The organism is Pseudomonas sp. A34-9, assembly GCF_029543085.1.
Taxonomy (GTDB): Bacteria; Pseudomonadota; Gammaproteobacteria; order Pseudomonadales; family Pseudomonadaceae; genus Aquipseudomonas.
Genome location: NZ_CP119967.1, coordinates 174,868 through 190,581 on the forward strand (window position 1 = coordinate 174,868; position 15,714 = coordinate 190,581).

At 59.8% G+C, this 15,714-nt stretch carries 12 protein-coding genes; 11 read left to right on the top strand and 1 reads right to left on the bottom strand.

The genetic code is table 11. The features are described from left to right. The first annotated feature begins 282 nt into the window (after positions 1–282). From P3G59_RS00755 to P3G59_RS00805, 11 genes are all read left to right on the top strand, one after another. Complete coding sequence (locus P3G59_RS00755) at positions 283–1,635, top strand: TolC family outer membrane protein (protein WP_194935313.1); 1,353 nt, start codon at positions 283–285, stop codon at positions 1,633–1,635. A gap of 34 nt (positions 1,636–1,669) precedes the next feature. Beyond that, complete coding sequence (locus tag P3G59_RS00760) at positions 1,670–3,826, top strand: type I secretion system permease/ATPase (protein WP_277760065.1); 2,157 nt, start codon at positions 1,670–1,672, stop codon at positions 3,824–3,826. Then, positions 3,816–5,183 carry an HlyD family type I secretion periplasmic adaptor subunit gene (locus P3G59_RS00765; protein WP_277760066.1) on the top strand — a complete coding sequence of 456 codons (1,368 nt, stop codon included), beginning with the start codon at positions 3,816–3,818 and terminating at the stop codon, positions 5,181–5,183. Before P3G59_RS00760 ends, P3G59_RS00765 begins: the two co-directional genes overlap by 11 nt. A 373-nt stretch (positions 5,184–5,556) precedes the next feature. Continuing rightward, positions 5,557–6,453 carry a TauD/TfdA family dioxygenase gene (locus tag P3G59_RS00770; RefSeq protein WP_277760067.1) on the top strand — a complete coding sequence of 299 codons (897 nt, stop codon included), beginning with the start codon at positions 5,557–5,559 and terminating at the stop codon, positions 6,451–6,453. Between the two features lie 18 nt (positions 6,454–6,471). Next, on the top strand, positions 6,472–7,497 hold the full coding sequence (locus tag P3G59_RS00775) for an ABC transporter substrate-binding protein (RefSeq protein WP_098966545.1): 1,026 nt from the start codon (positions 6,472–6,474) through the stop codon (positions 7,495–7,497). A gap of 5 nt (positions 7,498–7,502) precedes the next feature. Continuing rightward, positions 7,503–8,363: an ABC transporter ATP-binding protein gene (locus tag P3G59_RS00780; RefSeq protein WP_277760068.1), complete on the top strand. Its 861-nt coding sequence runs from the start codon at positions 7,503–7,505 to the stop codon at positions 8,361–8,363. A gap of 20 nt (positions 8,364–8,383) precedes the next feature. Next, positions 8,384–9,250 (top strand): ABC transporter permease, encoded by an 867-nt coding sequence (locus tag P3G59_RS00785; RefSeq protein ID WP_277760069.1) that lies wholly within the window; start codon positions 8,384–8,386, stop codon positions 9,248–9,250. Between the two features lie 173 nt (positions 9,251–9,423). Next, positions 9,424–10,341, top strand: coding sequence for a LysR family transcriptional regulator (locus P3G59_RS00790; protein ID WP_277760070.1), 918 nt, complete (start codon positions 9,424–9,426; stop codon positions 10,339–10,341). Between the two features lie 193 nt (positions 10,342–10,534). Further along, positions 10,535–12,073, top strand: coding sequence for an MFS transporter (locus P3G59_RS00795; protein WP_277760071.1), 1,539 nt, complete (start codon positions 10,535–10,537; stop codon positions 12,071–12,073). Positions 12,074–12,100: 27 nt separating this feature from the next. Next, on the top strand, positions 12,101–13,171 hold the full coding sequence (locus P3G59_RS00800; RefSeq protein ID WP_277760072.1) for an HlyD family secretion protein: 1,071 nt from the start codon (positions 12,101–12,103) through the stop codon (positions 13,169–13,171). Beyond that, entirely contained in the window at positions 13,168–14,724 is a 1,557-nt protein-coding gene (locus P3G59_RS00805; RefSeq protein ID WP_277760073.1) for an efflux transporter outer membrane subunit, read from the top strand. The genes P3G59_RS00800 and P3G59_RS00805 overlap by 4 nt, the downstream gene beginning before the upstream one ends. Here P3G59_RS00805 and P3G59_RS00810 read toward each other — a convergent pair. Beyond that, on the bottom strand, positions 14,705–15,394 hold the full coding sequence (locus P3G59_RS00810) for an NYN domain-containing protein (protein ID WP_277760074.1): 690 nt from the start codon (positions 15,392–15,394) through the stop codon (positions 14,705–14,707). The two genes, P3G59_RS00805 and P3G59_RS00810, sit on opposite strands and share 20 nt — an antisense overlap. Between the last annotated feature and the right edge of the window lie 320 nt (positions 15,395–15,714).

Below are 15,714 nucleotides of genomic sequence, written 5' to 3' on the forward strand. Positions count from 1 at the left end.
ACTTTAAAAATTTGCGAAACAAGTTTGACGCATGCCTTCGTCAATATTTTGGCTAGATTCTTTCGCTATTAACTTTATGCCAAACTATTGACCTTATGGGTGCCATCCTAAACAATCGCCCCACTAATGTCACATTGATATTTCCGCGGCGACCTGTCCTTCAGCGTGTGATCCAGTTCCTGTTTTGAACTTTCCGACATACGGTCAATCTGGTTGCCATCATCCGACGCAGCGCCACGTTTTGCTGTGATTCAAGACAAGAAGTTCTGGGAAATTCCTACCATGCGTTCGCCCCTGCTTTTCGCCGTACCCTTCGCCCTCGCCGCCTCATTCGTACAAGCACAATCCTTACCAGAAGCCATGCAGCAGGCGCTGGATGTCCATCCGGAGATTCAGGCAGGGGTCAACAGTCGATTGGCCGCGGATTATCAATTAAGAGCGGCAAAAGGTGGATACCTGCCGAAGGTCGATCTGCTCGGCGGTTATGGCCGTGAAGGCACCGACAGCGTTACCACCCGCGCCAACTCCGGCGGCAACCACTACGAAACCCTGAACCGTAGCGAGTCAAGTTTACGTCTCTCGCAAATGGTCTTTGACGGTTTTGCGACGTCCAGCGAAGTCGGGCGTCAACAAGCCACCGTTAACTCACGCGCCTACTCCTTGCTGGGCACTTCCGAGCGCACCGCGCTGACCGTCGCCCAGGTGTACCTGGACGTGCTCACGCGCCGTGAATTCGTGCGTCTGGCCGAGGACAACCTCAAGAGCCACCAGCGCATCTATGACCAGATCCAGTTGCGCACCCAGCGTGGCGTCGGCAGCGGTGCCGACCTCGATCAGGCCGAAGCCCGGATGGCCCAGGCCCGCAACAACCTGATCACTGAACAGACCAACCTCGCCGACTCGGAAACCAACTTCCTCAGCGCCGTTGGCCAGATGCCTGACCAGCTCGAGCGTCCGGCGCCGTTCATGGCGATGATGCCGGCCAACCTCAATGAAGCGCGCCAGCAAATGCTGGAAAACAGCCCGATCCTGCGTTCGGCCGAGTCCGACATCGCCGCTGCCGAGAAGCAATACGAAACTGCCAAATCGACCTTCTACCCACGTTTCGACGCCGAACTGGGCCGCACTGCCGATAACGACCTCGACGGCCAGAACGGTCACAACAACGAGTGGCAGGCGATGCTGCGCATGCGCTTCAACCTCTATTCCGGTGGCAGCAACAAGGCTGATCTGGAGTCCAAGTCGTACCTGTCGAACCAGGCTTTGGATATTCGCAACAACGCCCTGCGTCAGTTGAACGAAGAGCTGGGCCTGGCCTGGAACGCCTTGAACAACGCTAACGCGCAGGTGCCGATCGCGCAGCAATACGTCGATCACAGCACCTCGGTGCGCACCGCCTACCAGCGTCAGTTCAGCCTCGGCGAGCGTACCCTGCTGGATTTGCTCGACAGCGAAAACGAGTTGTTCACTGCTTCGCGGCGTCTGGCTGAAATCAAAAACATTCAGTTATTTACTCAGTACCGAATCAAGGCGACCATGGGCGAGTTGCTCAGAAGCCAGGGAGTGGTCGCACCGTTGGCATCCGTTGTGCAGAACGACGTGAAGCCCAAGGTCCAGCTGCCTGGGATGAATTGAGTTATCCCTTTTCAACTGTCAAAGAGTGTCGAGCGTGGAATCAGAAGTCAGTCGAGTTCATCTCAGTCATGATCCACGCGCGTTGCACGACGATCCGTTACTGGACGGTCTGCTCGCCCTTTGCATGCTGCATCAGAAACCCGCCAGTGCGGCGATGCTGACCACCGGTCTGCCGCTGCCCAAACAACGCCTGAGTGTCGAGTTGCTGCCCCGCGCGGCGGCTCGTGCCGGCCTGCAAGGTCGGGTGCTGCAGCGCAAACTGGAAGAGATTCCGGCGATCGCCATGCCGGCCTTGTTGCTGCTCAAGGATGGCCGCAGCGCCGTCCTGCTCGGCTGGCAGGGTGACAATGAAGCACGTGTGCTGCTCAGCGAAACCGACGGCGGCGAGTCCATTGTCAGCCGTGAATTGCTGACCGACGACTACACCGGCAAAGTCTTCTTCGCCCAGCCGCAGCACAAATTCGACGTCAATCACGGCACGCTGATTCCGCGTGCGCGCTCGTGGTTCCGCGACACCCTCAAGCGTTCGCGCTGGCTGTACGCCGATGCGATTGCCGCGAGTTTCCTGATCAACATCATCGCCATGGCCGCGCCGCTGTTCGTGATGAACGTCTACGACCGCGTCGTGCCGAACCAGGCCGAAGCGACCCTGTGGGTTCTCGCCCTGGGCATCACTGGCGCCTACATCTTCGACCTGATCCTCAAAAGTCTGCGCGCCCTGTGCCTGGACCTGGCCGGGAAGAAAACCGACCTGATCATCTCCGCGACGCTGTTCGAACGCATCGTCGGCATGGCGATGAAGTACCGCCCGGCGCGGGTCGGCAGTTTCGCGCAGAACATCCATGAGTTTCAGAGCCTGCGCGACTTCCTCGCCTCGCTGACCCTGACCAGCCTGATCGACCTGCCGTTCACCATCCTGATCTTCATCGTTATCGCCATTCTTGGCGGGCATCTGGTGTGGATTCCGGTGTTGGCCTTCCCGATTGCCCTGCTGATCGGTTATGCCTTGCAGAAGCCGTTGGTGGCCACCATGGAACGCACCATGGCCCTCGGCGCCGAGCGCCAGTCGAGCCTGATCGAAACCCTCGCCGGCCTCGACGCGGTCAAGGTCAACAACGCCGAGAGCGAACGTCAGTACCAATGGGAACAGACCATCGGCACCCTCAGCCGTCTAGAGCTGCGGGTGAAAATGCTTTCCGGTCTGGCGATGAACATCACCCTGCTGATCCAGCAACTGGCCGGGGTGATCATGATCGTCTTTGGCGTCTACCAGATCATCGCCGGCAACTTGAGCATGGGCGGTCTGATTGCCTGCTACATGCTCAGCGGTCGTGCCCTCAGCCCGCTGGCCTCGCTGTCCGGTCTATTGACCCGTTATCAGCAAGCCCGCGTGACCATGACTTCAGTCGACCAGATGATGGAGCTGCCGCAAGAGCGCAACTTCGAAGAGCGTCCGCTGAGCCGCAAGGTTTTGCAGGGCGCCATCGAGTGCCGCCAGCTCAACTTCACTTACCCGGAACAACAGAACCCGGCGTTGAAGAACATCAACCTGGTGATCCGCCCCGGCGAGAAGATCGGCATCATCGGCCGCAGCGGCTCGGGCAAGAGTTCGCTGGCGAAACTGCTGGTCGGCCTGTATCAGCCGGACGACGGCGCGCTGCTGGTCGACGGTGTGGATATCCGCCAGATCGACGTCAGCGAACTGCGCTACAACATTGGCTACGTGCCGCAAGACATCCAACTGCTGGCCGGCACCCTGCGTGACAACCTGGTCTCCGGCGCACGCTATGTAGAAGACGAGCTTGTCCTGCAGGCGGCGGAATTGGCCGGCGTCCACGAATTCGCCCGTCTGCACCCGCAAGGTTACGAGCTGCAAGTCGGTGAGCGCGGGCAGAACCTCTCCGGCGGCCAACGGCAGAACGTCGCGCTGGCCCGGGCCTTGTTGCTCAACCCGCCGATTTTGCTGATGGACGAGCCGACCAGTGCGATGGACAACACCGGTGAGGAACGCCTCAAGCAACGCCTCGCCGCCGTGATTGAAAACAAGACCGTGGTGCTGGTGACGCACCGGGCATCACTGTTGTCGCTGGTCGATCGTCTGCTGGTGATCGATCGTGGACAGATTCTCGCCGATGGCCCGAAAGCCGCCGTGATGGAAGCGTTGAAGAAGGGGCAGATCAGTGTTGCTTAAGTCGGGTTTCAAGGATTCGATCCGTCGCTACTTCAAAGGCTCGGCATCACTGCAGGGCCAGCCGCTGCCGGAGGTCAACAAAGCGCTGATCGAAGACGCCCCGCGCGTCGTGCGCCTGACCATCTGGGCAATCATCGGCTTCTTCGTCTTCCTGCTGCTGTGGGCCAATTTCGCCGTGATCGACGAAGTGACCAAGGGCGACGGCAAGGCGATTCCATCGTCGAAGATCCAGAAAATCCAGAACCTTGAGGGCGGGATCATCTCTGAGCTGTTCGTCAAGGAAGGCCAGATCGTTGAAGCCGGCGCACCGCTGATTCGTCTCGACGACACGCGATTCGCCTCCAACGTCGGTGAAACCGAAGCCGATCGTTTGTCGATGCTGCTGCGCGTAGAACGCCTCAGCGCCGAGGTCGATGATCGTCCGCTGAATTTCCCCGAGGACGTGCTCAAGGCCGTGCCGGGCCAGGCGAAAAGCGAAGAGTCGCTGTACATCAGCCGCCGTCAGCAACTGCACGACGAGATTGGTGGTTTGCAGGAGCAGTTGATCCAGCGTCAGCAAGAGCTGCGCGAATTCGGCTCCAAGCAAGCGCAGTATCGTCAGCAACTCGGCTTGCAGCGTCAGGAAATCAACATGTCCGAGCCGCTGGTGGCGCAGGGCGCGGTGTCCCCGGTGGAGGTCTTGCGTCTCAAGCGTGCCGAGGTGGAAACCCGCGGTCAGCTGGATGCAACGACGCTGGCCATCCCGCGTGCCGAATCGGCGATCAAGGAAGTGCAGCGCAAGATCGACGAGACGCGCGGCAAATTCCGCAGCGAAGCGCTGACCCAACTCAATGAGGCGCGCACCGACCTGAACAAGGCCAGCGCGACCGGCAAGGCACTGGAAGACCGCGTCAGCCGTACGCTGGTGACCTCGCCGGTGCGCGGCATCGTCAACAAGTTGCTGGTCAACACCATCGGCGGCGTGATCCAGCCGGGCAGCGACATGGTCGAAATCGTCCCGCTGGACGACACCTTGCTGGTCGAAGCGAAGATCCGTCCGCAGGACATCGCGTTCCTGCATCCGGGGCAGGAAGCGATCGTCAAGTTCACCGCGTACGACTACACCATCTACGGCGGGCTCAAAGCCAAGCTTGAGCAAATCGGTGCCGACACCATTACCGACGAAGACAAGAAAACCACTTACTACATCATCAAGGTACGCACTGAGCGCAGCCACTTGGGCACCGATGAAAAGCCATTGCTGATCATCCCGGGGATGGTGGCGTCGGTGGACATCATTACCGGCAAGAAGTCGGTGCTGAGCTATCTGCTCAAGCCGATCATTCGGGCGCGGGCCGAGGCGTTGCACGAGCGATAGATCTTCAGCGTGGCTTACGGACTCTTCGCGAGCAGGCTCGCTCCCACATTGGATCTTTGTCGAACACACATTTTGTGTTCATCAACGATTACTGTGGGAGCGAGCCTGCTCGCGAAGGCGTCGGTCTACTCACCACATCCCCCGTGAATAAGTGACGAAAACCGTCACTCACCATCCAGTTCATTCCTCACCATTCGCCATATCGTTATTCTCTAACGGTATTTAATTTCCGATTCTTATAGCTATAAAGTCATCCCCCTGCGTACCTGCCGACCAATCGGCGCGCCGCACGACCTGAACCAACACGCAATCCAGCGTGAGTGTCTGATCGACGAGCGTGCCCGTGAGCGCGCCGTGCGTGGGAGATTGAAAGATGTCCGCAGCTACTGCTTCCCCAAGCGCCGCGACCGCCGCGCCGCAAACCTTCGAAATTCGTCCGTTCAGCGGTGCCGTCGGCGCCGAGATCATCGGTCTTGACCTCACCCGGCCGATCAATGATCAGGACTTCGCGCGCATTCATCGCGCGCATCTGGATCATCACGTCGTAGTGTTCCGTGACCAGCAAATCACCCCACAGCAACAGATCGACTTCAGCCGCCGCTTCGGCGTGTTGCAGATCCACGTGCTCAAGCAGTTCCTGCTGGCCCACCACCCGGAAATCCTCATCGTTTCCAACATCATCGAAAACGGCCAGAACATCGGCCTCGGCGATGCCGGCAAATTCTGGCACTCCGACCTCTCCTATAAGGAGCTGCCAAGCCTCGGCTCCATGCTCCACGCACAGGAGTTGCCAGAGGAGGGCGGCGACACGCTGTTTGCCGACATGCACAAAGCCTGGGACAACCTGCCAGAAGCGTTGCGCAAAGCGGTCGAAGGCCGCAGCGCTGCGCATTCCTACACGGCGCGCTACAGCGAAACGAAATTCGAAGGCAACTGGCGCCCGACCCTGACCCCGGAACAACTGGCCCAGGTTGCCGAAGTGGTGCATCCGATCGTGCGCACTCACCCGGAAAACGGCCGCAAGGCGCTGTTCGTCAGCGAAGGTTTCACCACGCGCATCGTCGGTTTGCCAGAGGACGAGAGCAAACAGCTGCTCGACGAGCTCTACGCCCATAGCGTGCTGCCACAAAACATCTACCGCCATCAGTGGCAGCCCCACGACATGGTGTTCTGGGACAACCGCTCACTGATCCATCTCGCCGCCGGCTGCCCGGCGCACCTGCGCCGCAAGCTGTATCGCACGACCATTCAGGGCGATGCGCCTTTCTGATTTGCCGGAGATTCGATCATGTCCAAACGTCTTCCATTTGCACCGCTGGCCGCCGCCATTGGCCTCGGTTTCAGCCTGATCGCCGGCAGCCTGGTGGCGCCGACCGTGGCCCACGCCGAAGGTGAAATCCGTATCGCCGAACAGTTCGGCATTGTCTATTTATTGCTCAACGTGGTGCGTGATCAGGGATTGATCGAGAAGTACGGCAAGCAGGAAGGCCTCGACATCAAGGTCGACTGGACGCAGCTTTCCGGCGGCGCGGCGGTCAACGATGCGCTGCTCTCCGGCTCCATCGACATAGCCGGCGCTGGTGTTGGCCCGTTGCTGACCATCTGGGATCGCACCCACGGCAAGCAGAACGTCAAAGCCGTGGCCTCGCTGGGCAACTTCCCTTATTACCTGGTGAGCAACAATCCCAAGGTAAAAACCATCGCCGATTTCACCGAGAAGGATCGCATCGCGGTGCCGGCGGTTGGGGTGTCGGTGCAGTCGCGCTTCCTGCAATACGCGGCGGCCAAGCAATGGGGCGACAAGGAATTCAATCGCCTCGACAAGTACACCATCGCCGTTCCGCACCCGGATGCCACGGCGGCGTTGATCGCCGGCGGCACCGAACTGACCGGGCATTTCTCCAATCCACCGTTCCAGGATCAGGCGTTGCAGAACCCGAATGTGCACGTAGTGCTGAACTCCTACGACATCCTCGGCCCGAACTCGCCAACCGTGCTGTTCGCCACCGAGAAATTCCGTAACGACAACCCGAAGACCTACAAGGCTTTCGTCGAGGCCCTGACCGAAGCCGCGCAATTCGCCCAGAACGATAAAGGTGCAGCCGCTGATACCTACATCCGCGTGACCAAAGCCAAAATCGACCGCGCCGAACTGCTGAAAATCATCGACAACCCGCAATTCGAATTCAGCGTCACGCCGAAAAATACCTATCCACTGGCCGAATTCCTCTATCGCGTCGGCGCGATCAAGAACAAACCTGAATCGTGGAAGGACTACTTCTTCCAGGACGCCAAGCCGCTGCAAGGGAGCTGACCGACATGAACGCCCCTTTGCAAGGCCACGCGGCCAGCAACCCGGTCGCCAGCACGCAAGCGTTGCTGGCGGTCGATCAAGTCAGCCTCGAATACCGCACGCCGCAACGGGTGGTGCGGGCGACTCATCAGGTCAGTTTCGAAGTCGATCAGCAGGATCGCTTTGTGCTCCTCGGCCCGTCCGGTTGCGGCAAATCGACGTTGCTCAAAGCCGTCGCCGGGTTCATTGCGCCGTGCGAAGGCGAGATTCGTCTGCAAGGCCAGCGTGTCGATGCGCCGGGGCCGGACCGGATCGTGGTGTTTCAGGAGTTCGATCAACTGCCACCGTGGAAAACAGTGAAGCAGAACGTAATGTTCCCGCTGCTGGCCTCGCGAACGCTAAAGAAAAAAGAGGCTGAAGAACGCGCGCTGCACTATCTGGAAAAAGTCGGTCTGGCGGCGTTCGCCGATGCTTATCCGCACACCTTGTCCGGTGGCATGAAGGCACGAGTGGCGATTGCCCGCGCGTTGGCGATGCAGCCGAAAATCCTCCTGATGGATGAGCCGTTTGCCGCGCTGGATGCGCTGACCCGGCGCAAGATGCAGGAAGAGTTGCTGCTGCTCTGGGAAGAAGTGCGCTTCACCTTGCTGTTCGTGACTCACTCGATTGAAGAGGCGCTGGTGGTGGGCAATCGCATCTTGCTGTTGTCGCCGCATCCGGGGCGGGTGAGGGCCGAGGTGCACAGCCATCAATACAACTTGCAAAGCCTTGGCGGTGTGGCGTTTCAGGAATCGGCGCGGCGCATTCATCGGCTGTTGTTCGATGAAGGGCAGTCGCCGGAAACCGAACTGGACCACGATTTCAACGACATTCGCATCGCTTATTGAGCGGCCTGGAGGATAGCCCGATGAGCCATTCATCATCTGTACGACAAGAGTTTGAAACCGTGCTGGAGCCGCTGACCAGCGTACCGGTCGAGCGCGAGTTGCCGCTCGGCCAGCGTCTGTGGCAACAGGGTTGGCTACGTAAAAGCCTGATCCTGATTTTGCTCGCGGTCATCTGGGAAATCGTTGCCCGGTTACAGAACAATGATTTGCTGCTGCCGAGCTTTGTGCAGACCAGTCATGCGCTGTACGACGGTCTGCTCAGCGGCGAGTTGCTGGGCAAGGTGTGGATATCGTTGGTGGTGCTGCTCAAGGGCTATCTGATCGGTATCGTGTTGGCGTTTGCCCTGACCACGCTGGCGGTGTCGACTCAGTTTGGACGGGATCTGCTGAGCACGCTGACCTCAATGTTCAACCCGCTGCCGGCGATTGCCTTGCTGCCGTTGGCCCTGCTGTGGTTTGGACTGGGGCAGAACAGTCTGATTTTTGTGCTGGTGCATTCGGTGCTGTGGGCGCTGGCGCTGAACACCTACGCCGGGTTTCTCGGCGTTTCGGAAACCCTGCGCATGGCCGGGCGCAACTACGGGCTCAAGGGCATGCGCTTTGTGTTGTTCATCCTGATTCCGGCGGCACTGCCATCGATTCTCGCCGGGCTGAAAATCGGCTGGGCGTTTGCCTGGCGCACGTTGATCGCGGCTGAACTGGTGTTCGGGGCGACCAGCGGCAAGGGTGGCCTGGGCTGGTACATCTTTCAGAATCGCAATGAGCTGTACACCGACAAGGTGTTTGCCGGGCTGGCCGTGGTGATCCTGATTGGTTTGCTGGTGGAGAATCTGGTTTTTGACACTTTGGAGCGGGTGACGGTGAAGCGCTGGGGCATGCAGCGCTGATTTGTCGCGCTCCGACCGGCCCCTTCGCGAGCAGGCTCGCTCCCACATTTGAAATGCATTCCCATGTGGGAGCGAGCCTGCTCGCGAAAGCGTCGGTCCGGCCACCGCCTCATTAGCTGAATGTTTGCTAGCATTGCGTGCAGATCAATCCAGATCAGCCATGAGTGCTCAGCATGCAACTCCCGGACATGAACCTTCTGGTCGCCCTCGACGCCTTGCTCGACGAGGGCAGTGTGGTCGGCGCCGCGCGGCGAATGAACCTCAGCCCGGCAGCCATGAGCCGCACCCTGACGCGCATCCGCGAAGCCATCGGCGATCCCATTCTGGTGCGCGCCGGTCGCGGTCTGGTGCCAACGCCCAAGGCCTTGGAACTGCGTGAACAGGTGCGCGATGTGGTCGAGCAGGCGGCGCTGTTGTTCCGCTCGGCGGACGACGTGGAGCTGAGCACCTTGCGCCGCCGTTTCAGCATTCGCGCCAACGACTTTTTTATCGGCGTGTACGGCGGCAAGTTGTTCGACACCCTCGACCAACAGGCCCCGCATTGCGAGCTGCGCTTCGTCCCGGAGGGCGACGGTGACGATGAAGCGCTGCGTGAAGGGCGGATCGATCTGAGTGTCAGCAACACCCGACCGGTCAGTCCGGAAGTCAAAGTGCAGAACCTCTTCTCCACGCATTTCGTTGGGCTGGTGCGTGAGGATCATCCGTTGCTCGAAGGCGAAATCACCGCCGAACGTTATGCCGGGTTTTCCCATATCAGCATGTCGCGCCGGGGCATTGCCCGTGGCCCTATCGACACAGCGTTGAATGCGTTGGGCCTGGAACGGCGGGTGGCGGTGATCGCGCCGAGTTTCCACGCGGCGATGTTTGCCTTGCCCGATTCCGACCTGATTTTGCCGGTACCCAAGGAAGCGCTACTCAGCGTGCGACGGTTGGGATTGAAGTTGCGCTCGTTCAACCTGCCGATCCCGTTGCCGACCATGATGCTGACCCAGGCCTGGCACCCGCGCTTCGACAAGGACCCGGCGCACCGTTGGCTGCGCGAAACCCTCAAGACTTGTTGCGACGAGACCTGGCTGGCCGCGCAACCCTGAAGATCAAAAGATCGCAGCCTTCGGCAGCTCCTACAGTTAAAATGCATTCCCCCTGTAGGAGCTGCCGAAGGCTGCGATCTTTTGCTTTTAACAATTGCGTCTGACGCACTTATAAGCTGCCAATAAGTCAATTTTCGTCATTGCCAAGCCCGACTAAGATGCTCCGGTATTTTTCCCACCGGAGTGTGTATTCATGACATCCCTGACGGTCACGGCGCCCATCGCTGCGGCCAGCCCGGCAAAGGCGGCGACGCCACCGGTGTTCGGGGCGCGGATCATCATTGGCCTGGTCGGCGTGCTGCTGGCGGTGCTGGTGTCGGGCCTCAACGAGATGGTGACCAAGGTCGCCCTGGCCGATATTCGCGGCGCGCTGAACATCGGTTACGACGAAGGCACCTGGCTGGTCGCCAGTTACACCGCCACCTCGGTCGCGGCCATGGCGTTCGCGCCGTGGTGTTCGGTGACGTTCTCGCTACGTCGTTTCACGCTCTGCGCGATCAGCCTGTTCACGTCGCTTGGCGTGCTCTGTCCATTTGCCCCGAATTACGAAAGCCTGCTGCTGATGCGTACCCTGCAAGGTCTGGCCGGTGGTGCGTTGCCGCCGATGCTGATGACCGTCGCCCTGCGCTTTCTGCCGGCCAACTTCAAACTCTATGGCTTGGCCGGTTACGCGCTTACCGCCACCTTTGGCCCGGGGCTCGGCACGCCGCTGGCCGGGTTGTGGACCGAATATGTCGGCTGGCAATGGACGTTCTGGCAAATCATCGTGCCGTGCCTGATCGCCATGGTCATGGTCGCTTACGGCATCCCGCAGGATCCGCTGCGCCTTGAGCGCCTCAAAGCGTTCAACTGGAAAGGCCTGCTGCTGGGTTTCCCGGCGATCTGCATGCTGGTGATCGGCCTGTTGCAAGGCAATCGGCTGGACTGGTTCGAGTCGAACCTGATCTGCGCGCTGCTCGGTTCGGGATCGCTGCTGCTGGTGGCGTTTCTGATCAACGAGTGGTCGCAGCCGATTCCGTTCTTCAAGTTGCAGATGCTCGGTATCCGCAACCTGTCGTTCGCACTGATGACTCTGGCCGGCGTGCTTGTTGTGTTGCAGGCGGTGGTGTTGATTCCGTCGAGCTATCTGGCGCAAATACAGGGTTATCGCCCGGTGCAGACCGCGCCGATCATGCTGATTGCGGCGCTGCCACAGTTGATTGCGCTGCCGCTGGTGGCGGCACTGTGCAACCTGCGTTGGGTCGATTGCCGCTGGGTGCTGGGGATTGGCTTGAGCATGCTGACGCTGTCCTGCCTCGGTGGATCGCTGCTGACCTCGGAGTGGATTCGCGACAATTTCTACGTCCTGCAATGGCTGCAGATCTTCGGCCAGCCGATGTCGGTGTTGCCGCTGTTGATGCTCTCGACCGGCAGCATTCAGCCGATGGATGGGCCGTTTGCCTCGGCGTGGTTCAACAGCGTGAAAGGCCTGGCGGCGGTGGTGGCCACCGGGGTGATCGAGGCGCTGACCACGGCCCGTCTGCATTTTCACTCGACCATGTTGGTCGACAGCCTCGGCAACTCGCCACTGGCCGATCACAGCGATCCGGGCCTTGCCCATCGCTTGCACGAACAGGCTGTGGTGCTGACTTCTTCCGATCTTTATCTGTGCATGGCCGGCGTCGCAGTGGCGCTGATCCTGCTGATTTTCTGGCTGCCGACGCGGATCTTTCCGCCGCGCGCGCCGACCTGATTGCGGTACTGAACAATGAAGGTTTTTATGACGACTCAAGCAAAGCAAAAACTCGCGGTCGCCGTGGCGGCCGCACTGGCGGTCGGCGTGCTGCTGTATCTGGCAGTGCCGGGCCTGTTTGGCAAACGTACTCAGCAAAACACCAACGATGCGTTCGTCTCCGCTGATTTCACTTTGGTAGTGCCGCGCGTGGCCGGATTCATCAAGGAAGTGTTGGTGGAAGATAACCAGCAAGTGAAGGCCGGGCAGTTGCTGGCGCTGATCGATGATCGAGATCTACGTGCCGCCGCCGAAGCCGCTGATGCGCAAACGCTGGTCGCCCGTGCGCAGTTGCAGAACGCCAAAGCGACGCTGGAGCGCCAGACGTCGGTGATTGCCCAGGCGCAGGCTTCGGTCGTGTCGGCCAAGGCTGAAATGGCCTTCGCCCAGCAGGAACTGAATCGCTACAACCACCTCGCCGGCGTCGGTGCCGGCACCGTGCAGAACGCGCAACAGGCGCGCACGCGCATCGATCAGGCCACGGCGCGTCTCGACACGGCCACGGCGAAACTGGCGGCCGAGCGCAAGCAGGTCGACATTCTCACCGCGCAACGGGATGCGGCCGAAGGCAGTTTGAAACACGCGCAAGCGGCGCTGGAAATCGCCAGTTTCGAACTTTCCTATACGCGCATCACTGCACCGCAGGACGGCATGGTCGGCGAGCGTGCGATGCGGGTCGGCGCGTATGTGACGCCGGGCAGCAAGTTGCTGGCGGTGGTGCCATTGAAGCAGGCCTACGTGGTCGCCAATTTTCAGGAAACCCAACTGACGGACGTGCAGCCGGGGCAGCCAGTGCAAGTGCGCGTCGACAGCCTCGGTGGCGAGGCCCTGAATGGTCGCGTCGAAAGTATTGCGCCGGCCACCGGTGTGACCTTCGCGGCGGTGAAGCCGGACAATGCCACCGGCAACTTCACCAAAGTGGTGCAACGGATTCCGGTGAAGATTATGCTGGCGCCGGGTCAGCCGTTGGCTGAGCGGTTGCGGGTGGGGATGTCGGTGGAGGCGAGTATTGATACCCGCAGTTCGGCGACGTCGGTGCGTGAGGTGACTCAGCGATGATTCGTATTGACCGAACTGACGCCTTCGCGAGCAGGCTCGTTCCCACAGGGGCAACGCTTTCCAAAATGTGGGAGCGAGCCTGCTCGCGAAGAGGCCAATGGCAGCAACTCACTTTGGGTGCCTTGCTCGCAGTAAGTCTCAGCGCCTGCACAGTGGGGCCTGACTTCCAAAAGCCCGAAGCCACGCAAATCGCCGATTGGGCAAAACCCGCCAAATCCGCCCCGAGCCAAGCCGTCAACGAGCCGTTGAACGAACGCTGGTGGGAAGTTTTCAACGACCCGCAACTCTCGGCACTGACCCAGCGCGCCGTGCGCAGTAACCTCGACCTGCAACTGGCCGGCAGCCGCCTGCAACAAAGCCGTGCCGCGCGCCAGGTCATCAGCGCTGACCGCTATCCAAACACGGCGGCCACCGGCAGTTATTCGCGCGAACGCAACAGCGGCAAAGGCCTGAGCGACCCGTCCGGACATAACGGCGATTCTGCGTTCAATCTGTGGGACGCCGGTTTCTCTGCGTCTTGGGAGCTGGATTTCTGGGGCCGCGTGCGCCGCGAAACCGAAGCCGCTGACGCCAATCTCGAAGTCGCCGAAAACGACCGTCGCGGGGTGCTGCTCGCCGTGCTTGCCGATACGGCACAAAACTACATCCAACTTCGCGGCGTGCAGAACACCCGCGCGGTCACCGAGCAGAACCTCGACGTCGCGCGGCACAGCCTGAAACTCTCGCAATTGCGTCTGAACGACGGCGTGGCGACTGATCTCGACGTCGCCGAAGCCGCTGCGCAAGTCGCCGCCATCGAATCGCGCCTGCCGGCGCTGGAACAACGCCAATCGCAACTGATCAACGCGATCAGCCTGTTGATGGGCGAGCCACCGCAGGCCTTGGCCAAAGAGTTATCCACCGACGCCGCTGTGCCGCAGTCGCCGCTGCAAGTTGCTATCGGCCTGCCGTCGCAACTGGCCGAACGCCGACCGGATATCCGCCAGGCCGAAGCACGCCTGCACGCTGCGACCGCCAACATCGGTGTGGCCAAAGGTGATTTCTATCCGCGCATCACCTTGTCCGGAAACCTCAGTTCGCAAGCCATGCAACTCAGCGATTTCGGCTCTTGGGGCTCACGCGCCTTCGGCATCGGCCCGCAATTCAGCCTGCCGCTGTTCGACGGCGGACGCCTGCGCGGCATGCTGCAACTGCGTGAAGCGCAGCAACAGGAAGCCGCCATTGGCTACCAGCAAACCGTGCTGCGCGCCTGGCATGAAATCGACGATCAACTGACCGCCTACAACGCCAGCCAGCGTCGCCGCGACAGCCTCGCCGAAGCCGTACGCCAGAACCAGATCGCCCTGCGCACCGCGCAACAGCAATACGTCGAAGGCGTGGTCGACTTCGTCAACGTCCTCACCGTGCAAGGCGCGTTGCTGGCGACGCAGGAACAGTGGGTGGAGAGTTCGACCGGGGTTTCGCTGGCGATGGTCGGGTTGTACAAGGCGTTGGGTGGGGGTTGGGAGTCGGTATATCCGATAGCGAAACTTGCTACCAGTAATCCGGTTTGATCACCGGTTTTTTGTGCGTAGCCACACGGTTTGGAAATTGATGAAGTCGCAGTTCCTCTTCAGAAATAACGCGTCTCAACCAGTGCGAGTTATCTTTCAAAGAACCTGGAGGAGGGCGAACAGAACCCGTCCGATAAGGAAGGATCACTCCAATGATCAGGGCGGGAAAATCTGTTCGAAGCGCCTTCAGTGCAGGGGTCATATCGGTATCACTGGAAACCAGAATGATTTGATCAATACTCTCAGCACCTTCGAGCATTGTTTGTCGGCTCGCAGTGCGATACATGCTGATTGCTATATGAACATCGGTTTCTTTTTCTTCCAGCTTCCAGATATCGACTTTGTCCTGACGTGACGCATGGGTGTTTTTATCTACAAACCTTGGCGCTTTGGCTGGCTCTAATTGATGTCTTCCGAAATGCACAACGACCTTGCTGGCACGCAGAGCTCTCACGTATGCATCCTGAGCCTCTTTGGAAACGCGGCCACGGGTTGCCAACTGGGGTTTAATTGGAGAAGTGAAATAGTCAATCGATACGATTGAGCTTTGAGGGTTTTCGATGAAGGCTATGTGCGTCAGCAGGCTGTGCAGGTTCAGCCATTTATAGGGTGTACCAGCGAGCAAGCCGTAAAACAGGTTGTAGCCATCAACGAAAAATGCGGTACGCACAAAAAATCCTCAGAAACGAAAAAACCGGCCTAGGCCGGTTTTTTCATCCCCAACAGCCAGCGAACTGAATCACTACGTACGGGGTTGAGTAAGGCAATCCTAGATTGAGCGCGTCATGCAGGTCAACCACCAAATGATTGCAGGCTCACTCCGCTGGTTTATCGCCAGCACCGGCTCGCCAGTTTTGGTTGCGAGTACCAACCGGGGTCAAGCCATTTGCGGGCTTCTGTATTAGAGGTTGTTGCAGAGAAAGGTACATTGGGTCTGCGTTTATGCTCGTAGGTAGCTTGTCTATCACCACTTTCGCAATGAGCAATTGG